This is a genomic window from Herbiconiux sp. J20-20 (genome assembly GCF_057365085.1).
Map to the genome: position 1 here is coordinate 612,235 of NZ_CP195122.1, position 15,466 is coordinate 627,700.

Here is a 15,466-nt window from a genome sequence, read left to right on the forward strand (position 1 = left end):
CTCTAGTCGAACCAGAGTGCGAGCTCGCGCGCCGCGGTCTCCGGCGCGTCGCTGCCGTGCACCAGGTTCTGCTGCACCTTGAGGCCCCAGTCGCGGCCGAGGTCACCGCGGATCGTACCGGGGGCGGCCGCCGTCGGGTCGGTCGCACCGGCGAGGGAGCGGAATCCCTCGATCACCCGGTTGCCGGCGACGCGGAGCGCCACGACCGGGCCGGACTGCATGAACTCGATGAGCGGCTCGTAGAACGGCTTGCCCTCGTGCTCGGCGTAGTGCGCGGCGAGAAGCTCGCGGTCAGGCGTCAGCATGCGCACGTCGACCAGCTGGTAGCCCTTCGCCTCGATGCGGCGAAGGATCTCGCCGGTCAGGTTGCGCGCGACTCCGTCCGGCTTGACGAGGACGAGGGTCTCTTGAACGGTCTCACTGCTCACGTTGGGTCTCCTTCGGAGGTTGGGAACTCGGGATGGGTGGCCAGGAATTCGGCGCGCGCCTTCTCGATGGCGCGCGCACGCAGGAACGCCCACAGCCAGATCCCCGCGAAGACCGCGCCCAGCGCGAACAGCACGGGGAAGACGAAACCGGTGGCGATCAGGACGACCTGCAGCACGGCGCCCGCGATCACCCCGGCGCGATGGCGCTGGAGCCCGGCGACGACGACGAGGATCATCAGGAGCGCTCCCCCGCCGGCGAAGGCGACGACGGGCTCGACGATGCGCAGACCGAAGACCACGAGCGTCACGAAGAACATCAGGAAGGCTTCGAGGCCGAGGACGATCGTGAGGAGGGCTTCGGTGACGCCGCGGGTGCGGCGGGGTCTCGATACGCGCTGCGCGCTACTCGACCCGCTCGGGGTGGGCTGCGCGCTACTCGATTCGCTCACTTCCACTGTCCCGTCTCGGCGAGCTCGATCGCCTCGCCAACGAGCGTGATCGAGCCGGCGACGACGACCGCGCGCCGGGGAGATTCGCTCGCCCAGCCGCGCGCGGCATCCAGTGCTCCGCCCAGCTCCTCGTGCGTCGTGACGCCCTCGCGGCCGGTGACCGCGACGACCCGAGAGGCGAGGTCGTCGACCGAGATCGCCCGGTCGGAGTGCGAGCGCGTCACGAAGAAACGGGTCGAGACCGGGGAGAGCTCCTCGACGATGCCGTGCACGTCCTTGTCGCCGAGCACGCCCAGCACGATGCCGAACTCGTCGAAGTCGAAGTACTCGCGCAGGGCGGCCGCCAGGGCCGCGACGCCGTGCGGGTTGTGCGCGGCATCGACCAGCACGGTCGGCTCCACGCCGACGAGCTGCAGCCGGCCGGGCGAGGTCACGGTGCCGAGCCCCTCGGCGAGCATGTCGGCGTCCAGAGCGACCGTCGCGTCGCCGAGGAACGACTCCACGGCGGCGATCGCGACGGCCGCGTTCTGCGCCTGGTGGTCGCCGTAGAGCGGCAGGAACAGGTCGTTGTACTCGCCCGCGCGACCGCGCACGCTCACCAGCTGACCGCCGACCGCGACCGTCGTCGAGGTGACGGCGAAGTCGCGGCGCTCGACCGCGAGGGTCGCTTCGAAGCGCTCGGTCGCGGCGAGCAGCTCATCGAGCGCCTCGATCGACTGCATCGCGCTCACGACGGAGGCCGAGGGCTTGATGATGCCCGCCTTGGTGCGCGCGATCTCGGCCACGGTGTCGCCGAGGCGGTTCTGGTGATCGAGCGCAATGGGGGCGAAGACCGCGACCTGACCGTCGGCGACATTCGTCGAGTCCCACTCGCCGCCCATCCCGACCTCCAGCACCATCACATCGACCGGGGCGTCGGCGAAGATCGCGAACGCGAGCACGGTGAGCGCCTCGAAGTAGGTGAGCGGCGCCTCGCCGGCGGTCACCAGCTCGGCGTCGACCATCACCAGGTACGGAGCGATGTCGGCCCAGTTGCGCACGAGCGCCTCGTTGGAGACCGGGCGACCGTCGATGACGATGCGCTCGTTCACGCGCACCAGGTGCGGACTCGTGAGGAGGCCGGTGCGCAGCCCCGAGGCGCGCAGGATCGACTCGATCATGCGCACGGTCGAAGTCTTGCCGTTCGTGCCGGTGACGTGGATCACCGGGGCCGCGCGGTGCGGGTCGCCGAGCAGCTCGACCGCACGACGCGTCGGCTCGAGCCGCGGCTGCGGGTTCGACTCCCCGATGCGGCCGAGCAGCTCGCGGTACACCTCCGCCGCGTCGTCGGCGAACTCGTCGTCGAAGTCGTCTTCGGGGACGGCCGCGCCGCCCGTGTCGTCGCTCACGCGCGCTCCACTCCGATCGAGATCTGGGAACCCTCGCCGACGGCGATCGTTCCGTCTCCAGCCTCGTGGGTCTCGACGGTGGTCGCAAGCGTCTCGGCGGCGATCAGGTCGCGGTGCGCGGTGATCGCCGCGAGCGCCGAGTCGTCGGCGCCGAGCGTCAGGGTGATGCGATCGCTGACCTCGAGTCCGGCGTCCTTGCGGGCCTGCTGCACGGCGCGCACCACGTCGCGGGCGAGTCCTTCGGCCGCCAGTTCGGGCGTCACATTGGTGTCGAGAAGCGCGAAGCCTCCCGAGGGCAGGAACGCGATCGCGTTCGACGCGTCGGCGACCTCGAGCTCGAGCTCGAACTCGCCCGCCACGAGCGGAACTCCGCCGACGATGACGGCGTCGCCGTCGATTGACCAGTCCCCCGCCTTCGCGGCCTGGATGATCTGCTGCACCTGCTTGCCGAGGCGCGGGCCCGCGGCGCGCGCGTTGACGCTGAGGCGGCGCGTGATCCCGAAGTCGGCGAGGCTCGATTCGACGAGCGGCTCGAGCGTGACGTCCTTGACGTTGAGCTCGTCAGCGAGGATCTCGGCGAAGTCGGAGAGGCCGGCCGAGGCATCGCTCACCACGGTGAGCCGGGCCAGCGGCAGTCGCACCCGCAGCTGGCGGGCCTTGCGGAGCGCCAGCCCGGCGGAGGCGATCTCGCGCACGCGGTCCATCGTCTCGACGAGCGCCGCATCCTCGGGGAAGGCGGAGGCGTCCGGCCAGTCCTCCAAGTGCACGCTGCGCCCGCCGGTGAGCCCGCGCCAGATCTCCTCGGTGACGAGCGGGATGAGCGGTGCGGCGACGCGGGTGACCGTCTCGAGCACGGTGAAGAGCGTGTCGAACGCGTCGGTGTCGGTGCCCTCCCAGAACCGGTCGCGGCTGCGCCGCACGTACCAGTTGGTCAGCACGTCGGCGAAGTCGCGCAGACGCGCGGCCGCGAACGGGCTGTCGAGCGCGTCGAGGTCGCTCGTGGTGTCGACGATGAGCTGCCGGGTCTTCGCCAGGAGGTAGCGGTCGAGGACGTTCGTCGAGTCGGTGCGCCAGGTTGCGGTGTAACCGGGGTTTCGATACGCGCCTTCGGCGCTACTCAACCCGCTCTCGCCGCTGGGGGCGGTGTTCGCGTAGAGGGTGAAGAAGTAGTAGGTGCTCCAGAGCGGCAGCAGCAGCTCGCGCACCCCCGCACGGATGCCCTCCTCGGTGACGATGAGGTTGCCGCCGCGGATCACCGAGCTCGACATCAGGAACCAGCGCATCGCGTCGGCGCCGTCGCGGTCGAAGACCTCGGAGACGTTCGGGTAGTTGCGCAGGCTCTTGGACATCTTCTGCCCGTCGTTGCCGAGCACGATGCCGTGGCTGATGACGTTCTTGAAGGCGGGTCGGTCGAACAGCGCCGTCGCGAGCGTGTGCATCGTGTAGAACCAGCCGCGCGTCTGCCCGATGTACTCGACGATGAAGTCGGCCGGGTTGTGCGAGTCGAACCACTCGGCGTTCTCGAACGGGTAGTGCACCTGGGCGAAGGGCATCGAGCCGGAGTCGAACCAGACGTCCAGCACATCCTCGATGCGGCGCATCGTCGACTGGCCGCTCGGGTCGTCGGGGTTCGGCCGGGTCAGCTCGTCGATGAAGGGGCGGTGCAGGTCGGGCTCACCGGCGTCGTTCTTCGGCAGGGTCCCGAAGTCGGCCTCGAGCTCGGCGAGCGAGCCGTAGACGTCGATGCGCGGGTACTCGGGGTTGTCGCTCTTCCACACCGGGATGGGGCTGCCCCAGTAGCGGTTGCGGCTGATCGACCAGTCGCGTGCGCCCGCCACCCACTTGCCGAACTGGCCGTCCTTGACGTTGTCGGGCACCCAGTTGATCTGCTGGTTGAGCTCGCCCATGCGCCCCTTGAACTCGGGCACGCGCACGAACCAGCTCGACACGGCCTTGTAGATGAGCGGGTTGCGGCAGCGCCAGCAGTGCGGGTAGCTGTGCTCGTAGCTCTTCAGCTGGAACAGCCGCCCTTCGGCGCGCAGCAGCTGCACGAGCGGCTTGTTGGCGTCGGACCAGAGCTGACCGGCGACCGGCTCCACCTCCGGCAGGAAGCGACCGCTGTCGGTGAGCGACAGCACGACGGGGATGCCCGCGGCGGCGCAGACGATCTGGTCGTCCTCACCGTAGGCGGGGGCCTGATGCACGATGCCGGTTCCCTCGCCGGTGGCGACGTACTCGGCGACGAGGATCTGCCAGGCGTTCTCCATGCCGGGAACGTCGACGTAGAAGTCCCACAGCCGGTCGTACTGCACGCCGTCGAGCTCGGCACCGCGCACGATGCGCTCGACCTCGATCTCGGCGGCGGAGGCGTAGCCGAGCTCCTTCGCGTAGGCGGCGACGGTGTCAGCAGCCAGCAGGTACTCGTGCGCTCCGTCGGCGCTGCGCACGAGCGCGTACTCGATCTCGGGACCGACGGCGAGCGCCGAGTTGGTGGGAAGCGTCCACGGGGTGGTCGTCCAGGCGAGCGCGTTGACGCCGGTGAGACCGAGCGCCTCCGCCTTCTCCCCGACGAGGGGGAAGGTCACGGTCACGGACTGGTCCTGGCGCATCTGGTAGACGTCGTCGTCCATCCGCAGCTCGTGGTTCGACAGCGGGGTCTCGTCGTTCCAGCAGTACGGCAGCACGCGGAAGCCCTCGTAGGCGAGGCCCTTCTCGTGCAGCTGCTTGAAGGCCCAGATGACGCTCTCCATGAAGCTCACGTCGAGCGTCTTGTAGTCGTTCTCGAAGTCGACCCAGCGCGCCTGGCGCGTGACGTACTCCTCCCACTCGCCGGTGTAGCGCAGCACCGACTCCCGAGCCTTCGCGTTGAAGGCCTCGATGCCCATCGCCTCGATCTCGTCCTTCGTGGTGATGCCGAGCTGGCGCATCGCCTCGAGCTCGGCGGGCAGACCGTGGGTGTCCCAGCCGAAGCGGCGGTGCACCTGCTTGCCGCGCATGGTCTGGTAGCGCGGGAACAGGTCCTTGGCATAGCCGGTGAGCAGGTGCCCGTAGTGCGGCAGACCGTTGGCGAACGGCGGGCCGTCGTAGAAGACCCACTCGTCACAGCCTTCGCGCTGCTCGACAGAGGCGCGGAAGGTGTCGTCGCCCTTCCAGAAGGCGAGGATGCCCTGCTCGATGGCCGGGAAGTCCGGAGAGGCGGGGATCGCGGGGTACGGCATCTGGTCCTCAACTCGTGGCGGGTGTTCGATCTCCACGAGGACGGCTCCCGTTCGCATCGAACAGAAACCGCGGTACCACCTCGCTTGCGGGGGTGCGTCGCGGTCTCGATACGCGGCGTTGCCGCTACTCGACCGGCGAGAAACCTCCGCCGCTCTTGCTCGCTGTGACGGGCTGACCCGCCGGGTTCTACTGACGCCGAAGCGCGTTCTTCCCGGAACTCCCCGGTGATGGCCGGATCGCAGTTGCTGCCTTCATCGTAGCGGTTTCACGGCCGGAATCTGCGGGCCGTGCAGCTACTTTCCGGACCGATGCGACCGCGCATGCAATGTGGCGAGCACGCGCGCCGCCGTCTCGGTGTCTTCGCAGGTCACCAGGAAGGTGCGACCTCCGCGGCGCTCGAGCTGCAGCGCCGCACCGCGTCGGAGCACGATGCCGAATCGGCCGTCGAGACCGAGGCGGATGCCGATGCCCCCGAACTCGGCGAGCGGGTTCACCTGCACCACCGAGATCCTCTCGATCGCGTCGAGCGGCACGCGAAAGCGGGGGAAGCCGACGCCGCCGGTCACCGTGAGGCCGCGCTGGTCGGCGCGGACGGTGAAATGCAGGGTCGCGAGCACGGCGAGCAGCAGGATGAGCGGGATGGCGAAGAGTGCGGCGTAGGCGCCGTCGCTCGCGATGACGGCCGTTCCGACGGCGAGCGCCGCGAACAGCACGGCCGCGACGACCGCGAAGGCGAGCGGCCGGCTGAGCCGGGTTCCGCCGACCCACGCCAGCCGTTCGCCCTCACCGACCATCAGCGGGGTCGCGTCCTGAGGCGCAGCGGCGCGGGCCGGAGCGGCGGCGGGCAGCACGAACCAGCCGATCGCGCCCGCGACGAGCGCGAAGGCTGCGGCGATCCCCATCACGGGCAGGATGTCGCCCGCCTCCCGCGCGTCGGCGAGACCGCGCTGGAGCCAGAGCGACCCGACCCCGATCGTGACGATGAGGACCGACACCGCCAACGCGACGGTGGCGAGCAGCTTGTGGACGAGGGTGAACTCCCCGCGTCCGCCCGCCGCCGCCAGGACGCCGTACAGGATTCCCGGGACGCCGATGCCGACGGCGACGAGCAGGATCGGGATGATCCAGAGCGGCCCGACACCGTCGACGCCGTCGAATCCCCAGTGGATCGCGACCGTCGACGGAAGCTCGGACGACCACACCGAGACGAGGACGAGTCCGAGGGCGGTGATGATCAGGGGAACCCCGAGGGCGATGATGATGACGCGGTAGGACGTCGCGGACCGTGCGGTCATGACGGGTATTCCTCTCGAATGAGCGAGATGAGGGTCTCGCGACCGATTCCGGCCTCCCGTGCCGCAGCGACCACATCGCGGACGGCAGGGGCGATGTCGATGCGCGTCCCGGCCTGCGCCGTGATCACCGCACCGCGCCCGCGGCGGAGCTCCACGGCACCCTCATCACGCAGCTCCTGGTAGGCGCGCAGGACCGTGTGGATGTTGATGTCGAGCGCGGTGGCCACCTCGCGAGCGCTGGGGAGGCGATCGCCTTCGCGGAGCTCCCCGCGCGCGAGCGCGCCGCGCACCGACCCGGCGAGCTGGGCGAACAGCGGCACCGCCGAGGAAGGGTCGATGCGAAACAGCATGCCGCCAGCATATATTTCTATTTCTTATAGAACAAGTTGTGCGCCGTCGGGCGCGGTCGCCCGCACGCCACTACGCTTCTGGACTTGTGACCAACGAAACTCGTGGCAAAGTGCCAACCACGTCCCCGTCGGTCACGGACAGCACCCGTGCCTCCGTGATCGCTCCCTCCGACCCCCGCACCGCACGCAAGGCCCGCTGGGCCTCGCTGGTCGGGACCTCCCTGGAGTCGTACGACTTCTACCTGTTCGCCTACTTCTCGGCCTTCTTCGCCGGCCCGCTGTTCTTCGAGCCGCTCGGACCGGTGGGGGCGAATCTCACCGCTCTCGCCACCATCGGCGTCGCGTTCGTCGTACGCCCGCTCGGCGCGATCCTGTTCGGGCACCTCGGCGACCGACTCGGCCGCCGCACCACCCTGATCGTCACCGTGACCATCATGGGCGTGGCGACCGGCCTCATCGGCGTCCTGCCGACCTTCGACCAGGCCGGCTGGCTCGGGGCGATCCTGCTGGTCACCCTGCGCGTCGCCCAGGGCGTCTCGCTCGGCGGCGAATGGGGTGGCGCGGTGCTCATCGCGACCGAGCATGAGAGCCGCGCCAAGCGCGCCTTCGCCGCCGCGATGCCGCAGCTCGGCTCGCCGATCGGCTCGATCCTCGCCGCCACCGCGTTCCTCTGGCTCACGCTGACCCTGAGCGCCCCCGAGATCTCGGCATGGGCATGGCGGGTGCCGTTCCTGACCGCGCTCCCCCTGCTGGCGATCTCGCTCTACCTGCGCCTCGCGATCACCGAGACTCCCGTCTTCACCGCCGTGAAAGAGCAGGGACTGCGACCCCGCGTGCCGATCGCGGCACTGCTGCGCGCCCAGCCGGCGACGATCCTCGTCGCCATCGGCGTCGCCCTGCTCGGCATCGGCTCCTACTCGCTCATGAACACCTACACGCTGAACTACGGCGCGGGCGTGCTCGGCTACGACTACTACCAGCTGCTCATCGCGACAACCGCGGGCGGGCTCCTGCAGCTCGTCACGATCCCCCTGTTCGGCTGGTGGGCGACCCGCATCGGGTCGGCCCGCGTCGTCGCGATCGGCGCGCTGGGAACCCTCCTCGTCGCGTTCCCGATCTACTACGCGCTGCAGTTCTCCAGCTTCGAGTTCCTCGTGGCGATGATGATCATCGGCGGGATCCTGCCGACGATGAGCTGGGCCGCCCTCGGCGGCATCTTCACCGAGCTGTTCCACGAGCGCTACCGCTACTCGGCTCTCGGGTTCGCCTACGCCCTCGCGGCCGTGGTCTCGGGCTTCATCCCCACCGTGACGGCGGGCCTCGGTGTCGCGACCGAGCAGGCGTGGTGGCACCCCGGGCTCGTGCTCGCGACGCTGTCGCTCGTGACGCTCGTGAGCGCGCTCATCGCGCAGCGCATCCGCGTCGACAGGGACGACGCCCCCGCCGCTTGAAGCGCGCGGCGGCGGAGCCTAGAGTGACGCTCAGAACTCGTGGCGGGGCGACGAGCCCCGCCACGACCTGAGGCGGATCACGGGCGGGCTTCGATGAACAGCGACTTCGGCGAGCGGCGGCGGCCTTCGCGGCTCGTGATCGCCCTGCTGGCCGCGTCGAGCCTGCTCCTCGTCGCGGTGCTCGCGCTCATCGTCGTGCTGCTGACCGACGACGGGGACGCGAGCACCCCCGTGCCGACGCCCACCCCGAGCGCGACAACCACCCCGTCGGCGAGCCCCACCCCGAGCGCGACGCCGACCGCCACCTCGAGCGCCGAGCCGACACTGCCGCCGTCGCCGATCCGCAGCTTCGAGTCGTCGACCACCGAGGTGAACTGCACGGCAGGCGGCTCCGTTCCGCTGACCTTCACCTGGGACACCGCGGGCACCACGGTGTCGTTCGGCATCGGGACCGAGGCGGCCGACGCCGAGCCCTACGAGACGGGCCTCCCCGCCGTCGGCACCATCACCGTCGACTACCAGTGCGGTCAGCCGACCGGGTGGCAGCAGTATTCGATCGCCGTCTTCCTCGGCTCCGAGATCATCGCACGCGACACGATTCTCGTCAGCGAGTAGCGCTAGCGGTACTCGGGGTTCGCCGAGTACCCCCAGCGCTCGCCCCGCGTCCACCGCTCGGGCTGGTTGCCGTAGGCCGGAATCCCGCCCGCGTCCTTCAGCATGCGCGCGAGGTGCAGCAGGTTCCAGGTCATGAAGGTGACGTTGCGATTGGTGAAGTCGTTCTGGGGGCCACCGGAGCCCTCGTCGAGGTAGCTCGGGCCCGGCCCCACCTCGCCGATCCAGCCCGCGTCGGCGGCCGGTGGAATCGTGTAGCCGATGTGCTGCAGGCTGTAGAGCGTCGACATCGCCGAGTGCTTCACGCCGTCCTCGTTGCCGGTGACCAGCACCCCTGCGGTCTTGCCGTAGTAGACGTACTGGCCGTTCTCAGCGAGCTCGCCGCTCATCGAATACAGCCGCTCGATGAAGCGACGCAGCATCGACGACGGCTCCCCCAGCCAGATCGGGGTTCCGACGACGAGGATGTCGGCGTCACGGATGCGCGGCCAGAGGTCGACCCACTCGTCGAACTCCCACCCGTGCTCGCGCATGTCCGGGTACACCCCGTCGGCGACATCGTGATCGGAGAGCCGGATCTGGTCGACCGACACCCCTTGGGATTGCATGAGCGCGATGCTGCGTCTCATCAGGCCGTGAGTGTGGCTGATCTCGGGACTGCGCTTGAGCGTGCAGTTCACGAAAGCGGCATGCAGATCGTCATACCGAGCGGGAGGCGTCGCGGCGGCCATGCGCCGACCGTACTCCCGGACGGAGTCGGTAGACTCAGATCACACCTCACACTCAGGCACCTCGCCCCGGATTCGGGGCATTGACTCGGTGCCGTCGAAATCGAACCGGAGTCCGCGTGAACGCCAGCGCCCCCATTCCCGACAAGCCCGCACTCGAGGGCCTCGAAGCGAAGTGGGGTGAGACCTGGGAGGTCGACGGCACCCACCGGTTCGATCGCACGGCCGCGCTGGCCGCGGGCAAGGACGCCGTCTTCAGCGTCGACACGCCTCCGCCGACCGCCTCCGGCAGCCTGCACATCGGCCACGTGTTCAGCTACACCCACATGGACCTCGCGGCGCGATTCCAGCGCATGAACGGCAAGCACCTGTTCTACCCGATGGGCTGGGACGACAACGGCCTGCCGACCGAGCGCCGCGTGCAGAACTACTACGGGGTGCGCTGCGACCCGACGCTGCCCTACGACCCCGACTTCACTCCCCCGCACGACGGCGGCGAGGGCTCGAGCACGAAGGCCGCCGACCAGCAGCCGATCAGCCGCCGCAACTTCGTCGAGCTCTGCGAGCGGCTCACCGTCGAAGACGAGAAGCAGTTCGAAGACCTCTGGCGCACCCTCGGGCTCAGCGTCGACTGGTCGCTGACCTACCGCACCATCGACGAGCACTCGCGCGCCACCGCGCAGCGCGCGTTCCTGCGGAACCTCGCCCGCGGCGAGGCCTACCAGGCGGATGCCCCCACCCTGTGGGACGTGACCTTCCGCACCGCGGTGGCCCAGGCCGAGCTCGAAGACAAGGAGCAGCCCGCGGCCTACCACCGGGTCTCGTTCCACAAGCCCGACGGCGGCACCGTCGAGATCGAGACCACCCGCCCCGAGCTGCTGCCCGCGTGTGTCGCGCTCGTCGCGCATCCGGACGATGAGCGCTACCAGGGTCTGTTCGGCACAACCGTGACGACGCCGGTGTTCGGCGTCGAGGTGCCGGTCGTCGCGCACCGCCTCGCCCAGCAGGACAAGGGCTCCGGCATCGCCATGATCTGCACCTTCGGCGACGTCACCGACGTCGTGTGGTGGCGCGAGCTCGACCTCCCCAACCGCACCGTCATCGGCCGCGACGGCCGCCTGATCGCCGAGGCCCCCGCCGAGGAGCTGTTCAGCGAGGCCGGCCGCGCCGCCTACGCGGAGCTTGCGGGCAAGACCGTGTTCAGCGCGAAGGCCCGCATGGTCGAGCTGCTCGCCGAGTCGGGTGACCTGCACGGCGAGCCGCGCAAGATCACCCACCCTGTGAAGTTCTTCGAGAAGGGCGACAAGCCGCTCGAGATCGTCTCGACGCGCCAGTGGTACATCTCGAACGGTGCGCGCGACGAGGCGCTCAAGGAGCGCCTGCTCGCCGCGGGCAAGAGCATCGACTTCCACCCCGACTTCATGCGGGTGCGCTACGAGAACTGGGTCGGCGGTCTCACCGGCGACTGGCTGATCTCGCGCCAGCGCTTCTTCGGTGTGCCGCTGCCGGTCTGGTACGAGCTGGATGCCGAGGGCGAGCGCACCGGCGTCATCGTCCCCGACGAGGCGTCGCTGCCGATCGACCCGTCGAGCGACGTCCCGCCCGGCTACACGGAGGCAGACCGGGGCGTCCGCTTCGAGGGCGAGCTCGACATCATGGACACCTGGGCGACCTCGAGCCTCACGCCACAGATCGCCGGCGGCTGGGAGCGCGACCCCGAGCTGTTCGACCTGGTGTTCCCCTACGCCCTGCGCTCGCAGGGTCAGGACATCATCCGCACCTGGCTGTTCTCGACGGTGCTGCGCGCCGAGCTCGAGCACGGGCAGGTGCCGTGGAAGAACGCCGGCATCTCCGGCTTCATCGTCGACCCCGACCGCAAGAAGATGTCGAAGTCGAAGGGCAACGTCGTCACCCCCGCGGGCCTGCTCGAGGAGCACGGCTCGGATGCGGTGCGCTACTGGGCCGCCAGCTCGCGCCTCGGCACCGACGCCGCCTTCGATCCGCAGAACCCGAAGCAGATGAAGATCGGCCGGCGCCTGGCGATCAAGGTGCTGAACGCCTCCAAGTTCGTCTACTCGTTCCCGCTCGACGCGAGTCGGGTAGGCCCCGAGGGCCGTATCGAGACCAGCGCCATCACCGAACCGCTCGACCGCGACATGCTCGCCGAGCTCGGCGAGGTCGTGCGACTGGCGACGAAGGCCTACACCGAGTTCGATCACGCGCGCGCGCTCGAGGTGACCGAGCAGTTCTTCTGGACCTTCTGCGACGACTACCTGGAGCTCGTGAAGGAGCGCGCCTACACCGGCACCGGCGCGCCGCAGGCCAGTGCCGTGGCGGCGCTGCGCCTCGCGATCGACGTGTTCCTGCGCCTGCTCGCCCCGGTGATCCCGTTCGCCACCGAAGAGGTGTGGCGCTGGACCCACGCGACCTCGGTGCACGCCGCCGCGTGGCCGCAGGCGACCGAGCTGGCCGAGTTCGGCGCGGCCCGTGGGCTACTGCCGGAGGTGAGCGCCGCGCTCATCGGCATCCGCCGCGCCAAGACCGACGCCAAGGCCTCGCAGAAGACCGAGGTGCTCTCGGCCGTGCTCGCCGGCCCCGCACTCTTGGCCGAGGCGGTCGACGACCTGCGCGCCGTGGGCCGCATCGCCGAGCTGACGCTCGTCGAGGCCGAGGAGGTCGCCGTGACCGAGATCGTGCTCGCGGAGCAGCCGGAGGCCTGATCGCCGTGCAGATCCGCGAGCTCACCGTGCACGACCTCCCCGCCTGGCGGGAGCTGTTTCGCGCCTACGGCGTGTTCTACGAGACGCAGTTCTCCGAGGATGTGCTCGACCGGGTCGGCGGGATCCTGCTGGCGCCCGGGTCCGGCATCGACGCGATCGTGGCCGAGGATGACGGTGCGCTCGTCGGGTTCGCCCATTACCGACGTCACCCGGACACCTTCACGGGCGGCACCGACTGGTACCTCGACGACCTCTACGTCGACCCGGATGCGCGCGGCACCGGCACTGGCACGGCTCTGATCGAGGCGCTCACCGCGCTCGCCCGCGAATCGGGCGAGGGGGGAAAGCTGCGCTGGATCACCGCCGCCGACAACGAGCGCGCGCAGCGCGTCTACGACAAGATCGCCACCCGCACCACCTGGGTGACCTACGAGAAGGGCATCTGATGCAGCTCGGCACGCGGTGGGCGGTCGGCGCACAGGCCCCCGCCTCGCTCCCCGACGCCGTGATCGCGGCGATCGGCAGCGTCGAGGCCGAGGTCGCCTCATTCGACACCAGTCAGTGGCGCTGGACCCTCACCTGGTTGGAGGGCCGCCCCGTCGTCGAACTCGACGACGGCACGACGATTCGCTACGACCCGGTCGGGGACGCAGCGACGGTGTCGCCCGCCGACTGACGAGGGCGGTGCGAGAGCACCAGCCAGAGATAGGCGAGCGCGCCCACCACGAGGCCCCAGAAGGCCGAGCCGATCCCGGCGATCGTGACGCCGGAGACGACGACCAGGAACGTCAGCACCGCGACGACCCGGTGCGCCGGTTCGCGGAGCGCGTCGGCGATCGACGACCCGAACGCACCGAACAAGGCCAGCCCCGCAACCGCCGTGATCAGGATCGGCGGCGCGACGGCGACGAGCGCGCTGGCGGCGCTCGCGCCGAACGCGAGCAGAAGGTAGGCAATGCCGCAGGTGACGGTCGCGATCCAGCGCCGGCGCGCATCTGCGTGCGCGTCGGGCCCCGCCATCATGGCCGCCGTGATCGCGGCGAGGTTCAGCACGTAGCCGCCGAACGGCGAGATGATCGCCGAGGCGGCGCCGGTGCTCAGCAGGATCGCGCGCGCGGGCGGCTCGTGGTAGCCGAAGGTGCGCAGCACGGCGAATCCGGGCACGTTCTGCCCGGCCATCGTCACCAGATACAGCGGAACGCCGAGACTCACGATCACGAGCGGGTCAAAGTGCGGCATCACGAATTCCAGCGTCGGGGCGAGCGAGTAGTCGCCGAATCCGGCCGCGCGTCCCGAGATCGCGATCGCGGCGATCGTGGCGATCACCGCCCCGGCCACCGCCCACCGCGGCGCGAGTCGCGCCAGCAGCGCCCAGACGATGATGGCTGGCAGCGCCAGCGCGGGCAGTTCGACGGCCGCCTGCACCGGCGCCAGACAGATCGGCACCAGGATCCCCGCCAGCATCGCGCTGCCGATCGCGGGAGGAATGCGGGTCATCGCGCGGGCCAGCGTTGGCCAGGCCCCCGTGAGCAGCAGCAGCGCGGCGCACACCAGGAACGCGCCGATCGCGCTTCCGAAGTCGCCGGTGAGCCCGCCCGCCGCGATCATCACGGCGGCGCCGGGCGTCGACCAGGCGAAGGCCAGCGGCAGCCGGAAGGCGACACTCAGGGCGATGCACAGGATGCCCTGGCCGAGCGAGAGGGCGAAAAGCCCCGACGCGGCCTGCGCGGGAGTGGCGCCGACCGCCACCAGTCCAGCGATGACGAGCGTGAACGAGCTCGCAAAACCCGTGAGGGCGGCGATCACCCCGGCAGCGATCGGATGCCCCAGATCGTTCATGCGCACCGGCGCTCCCGAGGGCGTGGAGGTCTGCATTCCCACAACCTAGTGCCCCTCGGCACCGGCTACCGCGGCCCGTGGTCGGCGGCGAGCCGCAGCCCCTGGAGCCGGGTGGCCTGCAGCTGCTGCTCGAGGGCGCGACGCGCCTGGATCTCGTCCCGGGTCATCGCACGCGTGCCGCGTCGCCCCCACCGCACGAGCGCGACGCCGAGGAGCATCGCGGCTCGTCGCATGCTCGGACGTCGCGCGCCGGAGCGGCCCAGCGCCATGGACGGGAATACGGTGATCGGCTGTGTCGTCATGACCTCGCCTCCTTGGCGGGCGGAGTGATGGTGTCGTCGGATTCCGGGGTCGGGGTCCCGTCGACGACGGGGAACAGATTGAGTTGAAGCTGCACGGGGCGCGCACCGGGCGCGTCGTGGCTGCGGTAGCGCGACACGTAGTCTTCGACGACCGTCATCAGCGCGTCGCGCAGGTCGGCCAGCTGCGCGTGCGTGAGCCTCAGATTCGTGGTCGTCAGGGTGCTGGCCTCGAGCCAGTCGTGCCCGAGTGCCTCGCCGCGCGCCATGAAGTCGCTCAGCAGTCGACGGCGATTGCGCTCCCATTCGCCGAGCAGCAGCTCACTGGCGGCGCGTTCCGGCGACTCCGGGTCGAAGCTGCTCGCCTCGAGCATGAGGCCGCCGGGCACGCGCTCCCACCAGCGTTCGCGGGCGCTGCCCTTGCCTTCGACCTCGCGAACGAAGCCGTGCTTCTCGAGCTGGCGCAGGTGATAGCTGGTCGCCCCGCTGGATTCACCCAGCCGCTCCCCCAGTCCGCTGGCGGTCGCCGCCCCGTAGGTCGACAGCGCGTCGAGCAGCTGCACGCGCAGCGGGTGCGCGAGGGCCTTGAGGTCGTTGACATCAAGACTGCGGGGGGTCCGGTCGTCGGTCATAACGCAAAGATACCTTTGCAACATATCCTTTGCAAGTTTTTCTTTGCACCGTGTCG

At 69.9% G+C, this 15,466-nt stretch carries 15 protein-coding genes; 5 read left to right on the top strand and 10 right to left on the bottom strand.

Going from position 1 to position 15,466, the window contains the following annotated elements; translation table 11 throughout:
• Nucleotides 1-2: 2 nt before the first annotated feature.
• The 6 genes from ndk to ACR3ZA_RS02975 form a co-directional block, all read right to left on the bottom strand.
• A complete protein-coding gene (gene ndk / locus ACR3ZA_RS02950) occupies nt 3-428 on the bottom strand; it encodes a nucleoside-diphosphate kinase (RefSeq protein WP_473659990.1) in 426 nt (141 codons plus the stop codon).
• Nucleotides 425-877 (bottom strand): DUF4233 domain-containing protein, encoded by a 453-nt coding sequence (locus ACR3ZA_RS02955; protein ID WP_473659993.1) that lies wholly within the window; start codon nt 875-877, stop codon nt 425-427. Before ACR3ZA_RS02955 ends, ndk begins: the two co-directional genes overlap by 4 nt.
• Complete coding sequence (locus tag ACR3ZA_RS02960) at nt 874-2,265, bottom strand: Mur ligase family protein (RefSeq protein WP_473659994.1); 1,392 nt, start codon at nt 2,263-2,265, stop codon at nt 874-876. Before ACR3ZA_RS02960 ends, ACR3ZA_RS02955 begins: the two co-directional genes overlap by 4 nt.
• Entirely contained in the window at nt 2,262-5,483 is a 3,222-nt protein-coding gene (gene ileS, locus ACR3ZA_RS02965) for an isoleucine--tRNA ligase (protein ID WP_473659996.1), read from the bottom strand. The genes ACR3ZA_RS02960 and ileS overlap by 4 nt, the downstream gene beginning before the upstream one ends.
• A gap of 294 nt (nt 5,484-5,777) precedes the next feature.
• A complete protein-coding gene (locus ACR3ZA_RS02970; protein WP_473659998.1) occupies nt 5,778-6,779 on the bottom strand; it encodes a DUF1648 domain-containing protein in 1,002 nt (333 codons plus the stop codon).
• Entirely contained in the window at nt 6,776-7,129 is a 354-nt protein-coding gene (locus ACR3ZA_RS02975; RefSeq protein WP_473660000.1) for a GntR family transcriptional regulator, read from the bottom strand. Before ACR3ZA_RS02975 ends, ACR3ZA_RS02970 begins: the two co-directional genes overlap by 4 nt.
• A 155-nt stretch (nt 7,130-7,284) precedes the next feature.
• On the opposite strand from ACR3ZA_RS02975, the gene ACR3ZA_RS02980 reads away from it, so the two are divergent.
• Entirely contained in the window at nt 7,285-8,580 is a 1,296-nt protein-coding gene (locus tag ACR3ZA_RS02980) for an MFS transporter (protein WP_473660002.1), read from the top strand.
• Nucleotides 8,581-8,673: 93 nt separating this feature from the next.
• Nucleotides 8,674-9,195, top strand: coding sequence for an immunoglobulin domain-containing protein (locus ACR3ZA_RS02985; RefSeq protein WP_473660004.1), 522 nt, complete (start codon nt 8,674-8,676; stop codon nt 9,193-9,195).
• A gap of 2 nt (nt 9,196-9,197) precedes the next feature.
• On the opposite strand, the gene ACR3ZA_RS02990 is transcribed toward ACR3ZA_RS02985, so the two are convergent.
• On the bottom strand, nt 9,198-9,923 hold the full coding sequence (locus tag ACR3ZA_RS02990) for an NAD(P)H-dependent oxidoreductase (RefSeq protein WP_473660006.1): 726 nt from the start codon (nt 9,921-9,923) through the stop codon (nt 9,198-9,200).
• Nucleotides 9,924-10,039: 116 nt separating this feature from the next.
• Here ACR3ZA_RS02990 and valS point away from each other — a divergent pair, with 116 nt between their 5' ends.
• From valS to ACR3ZA_RS03005, 3 genes are read left to right on the top strand one after another with little or no spacing between them, the layout of a single operon-like run.
• The gene (valS, locus tag ACR3ZA_RS02995) at nt 10,040-12,640 is read left to right on the top strand and encodes a valine--tRNA ligase (protein WP_473660008.1); all 2,601 of its coding nucleotides are present in this window, start codon (nt 10,040-10,042) and stop codon (nt 12,638-12,640) included.
• Nucleotides 12,641-12,645: 5 nt separating this feature from the next.
• The gene (locus tag ACR3ZA_RS03000) at nt 12,646-13,086 is read left to right on the top strand and encodes a GNAT family N-acetyltransferase (protein ID WP_473660010.1); all 441 of its coding nucleotides are present in this window, start codon (nt 12,646-12,648) and stop codon (nt 13,084-13,086) included.
• Nucleotides 13,086-13,316 carry a hypothetical protein gene (locus ACR3ZA_RS03005; RefSeq protein ID WP_473660011.1) on the top strand — a complete coding sequence of 77 codons (231 nt, stop codon included), beginning with the start codon at nt 13,086-13,088 and terminating at the stop codon, nt 13,314-13,316. The genes ACR3ZA_RS03000 and ACR3ZA_RS03005 overlap by 1 nt, the downstream gene beginning before the upstream one ends.
• On the opposite strand, the gene ACR3ZA_RS03010 is transcribed toward ACR3ZA_RS03005, so the two are convergent.
• The 3 genes from ACR3ZA_RS03010 to ACR3ZA_RS03020 are packed head-to-tail and all read right to left on the bottom strand — an operon-like array spanning nt 13,271 to nt 15,410.
• Nucleotides 13,271-14,515, bottom strand: coding sequence for a benzoate/H(+) symporter BenE family transporter (locus tag ACR3ZA_RS03010; RefSeq protein WP_473660013.1), 1,245 nt, complete (start codon nt 14,513-14,515; stop codon nt 13,271-13,273). The two genes, ACR3ZA_RS03005 and ACR3ZA_RS03010, sit on opposite strands and share 46 nt — an antisense overlap.
• Nucleotides 14,516-14,544: 29 nt before the next feature.
• Nucleotides 14,545-14,781 (bottom strand): hypothetical protein, encoded by a 237-nt coding sequence (locus ACR3ZA_RS03015; protein ID WP_473660015.1) that lies wholly within the window; start codon nt 14,779-14,781, stop codon nt 14,545-14,547.
• On the bottom strand, nt 14,778-15,410 hold the full coding sequence (locus ACR3ZA_RS03020; protein ID WP_473660018.1) for a helix-turn-helix domain-containing protein: 633 nt from the start codon (nt 15,408-15,410) through the stop codon (nt 14,778-14,780). The genes ACR3ZA_RS03015 and ACR3ZA_RS03020 overlap by 4 nt, the downstream gene beginning before the upstream one ends.
• Nucleotides 15,411-15,466 lie beyond the last annotated feature (56 nt).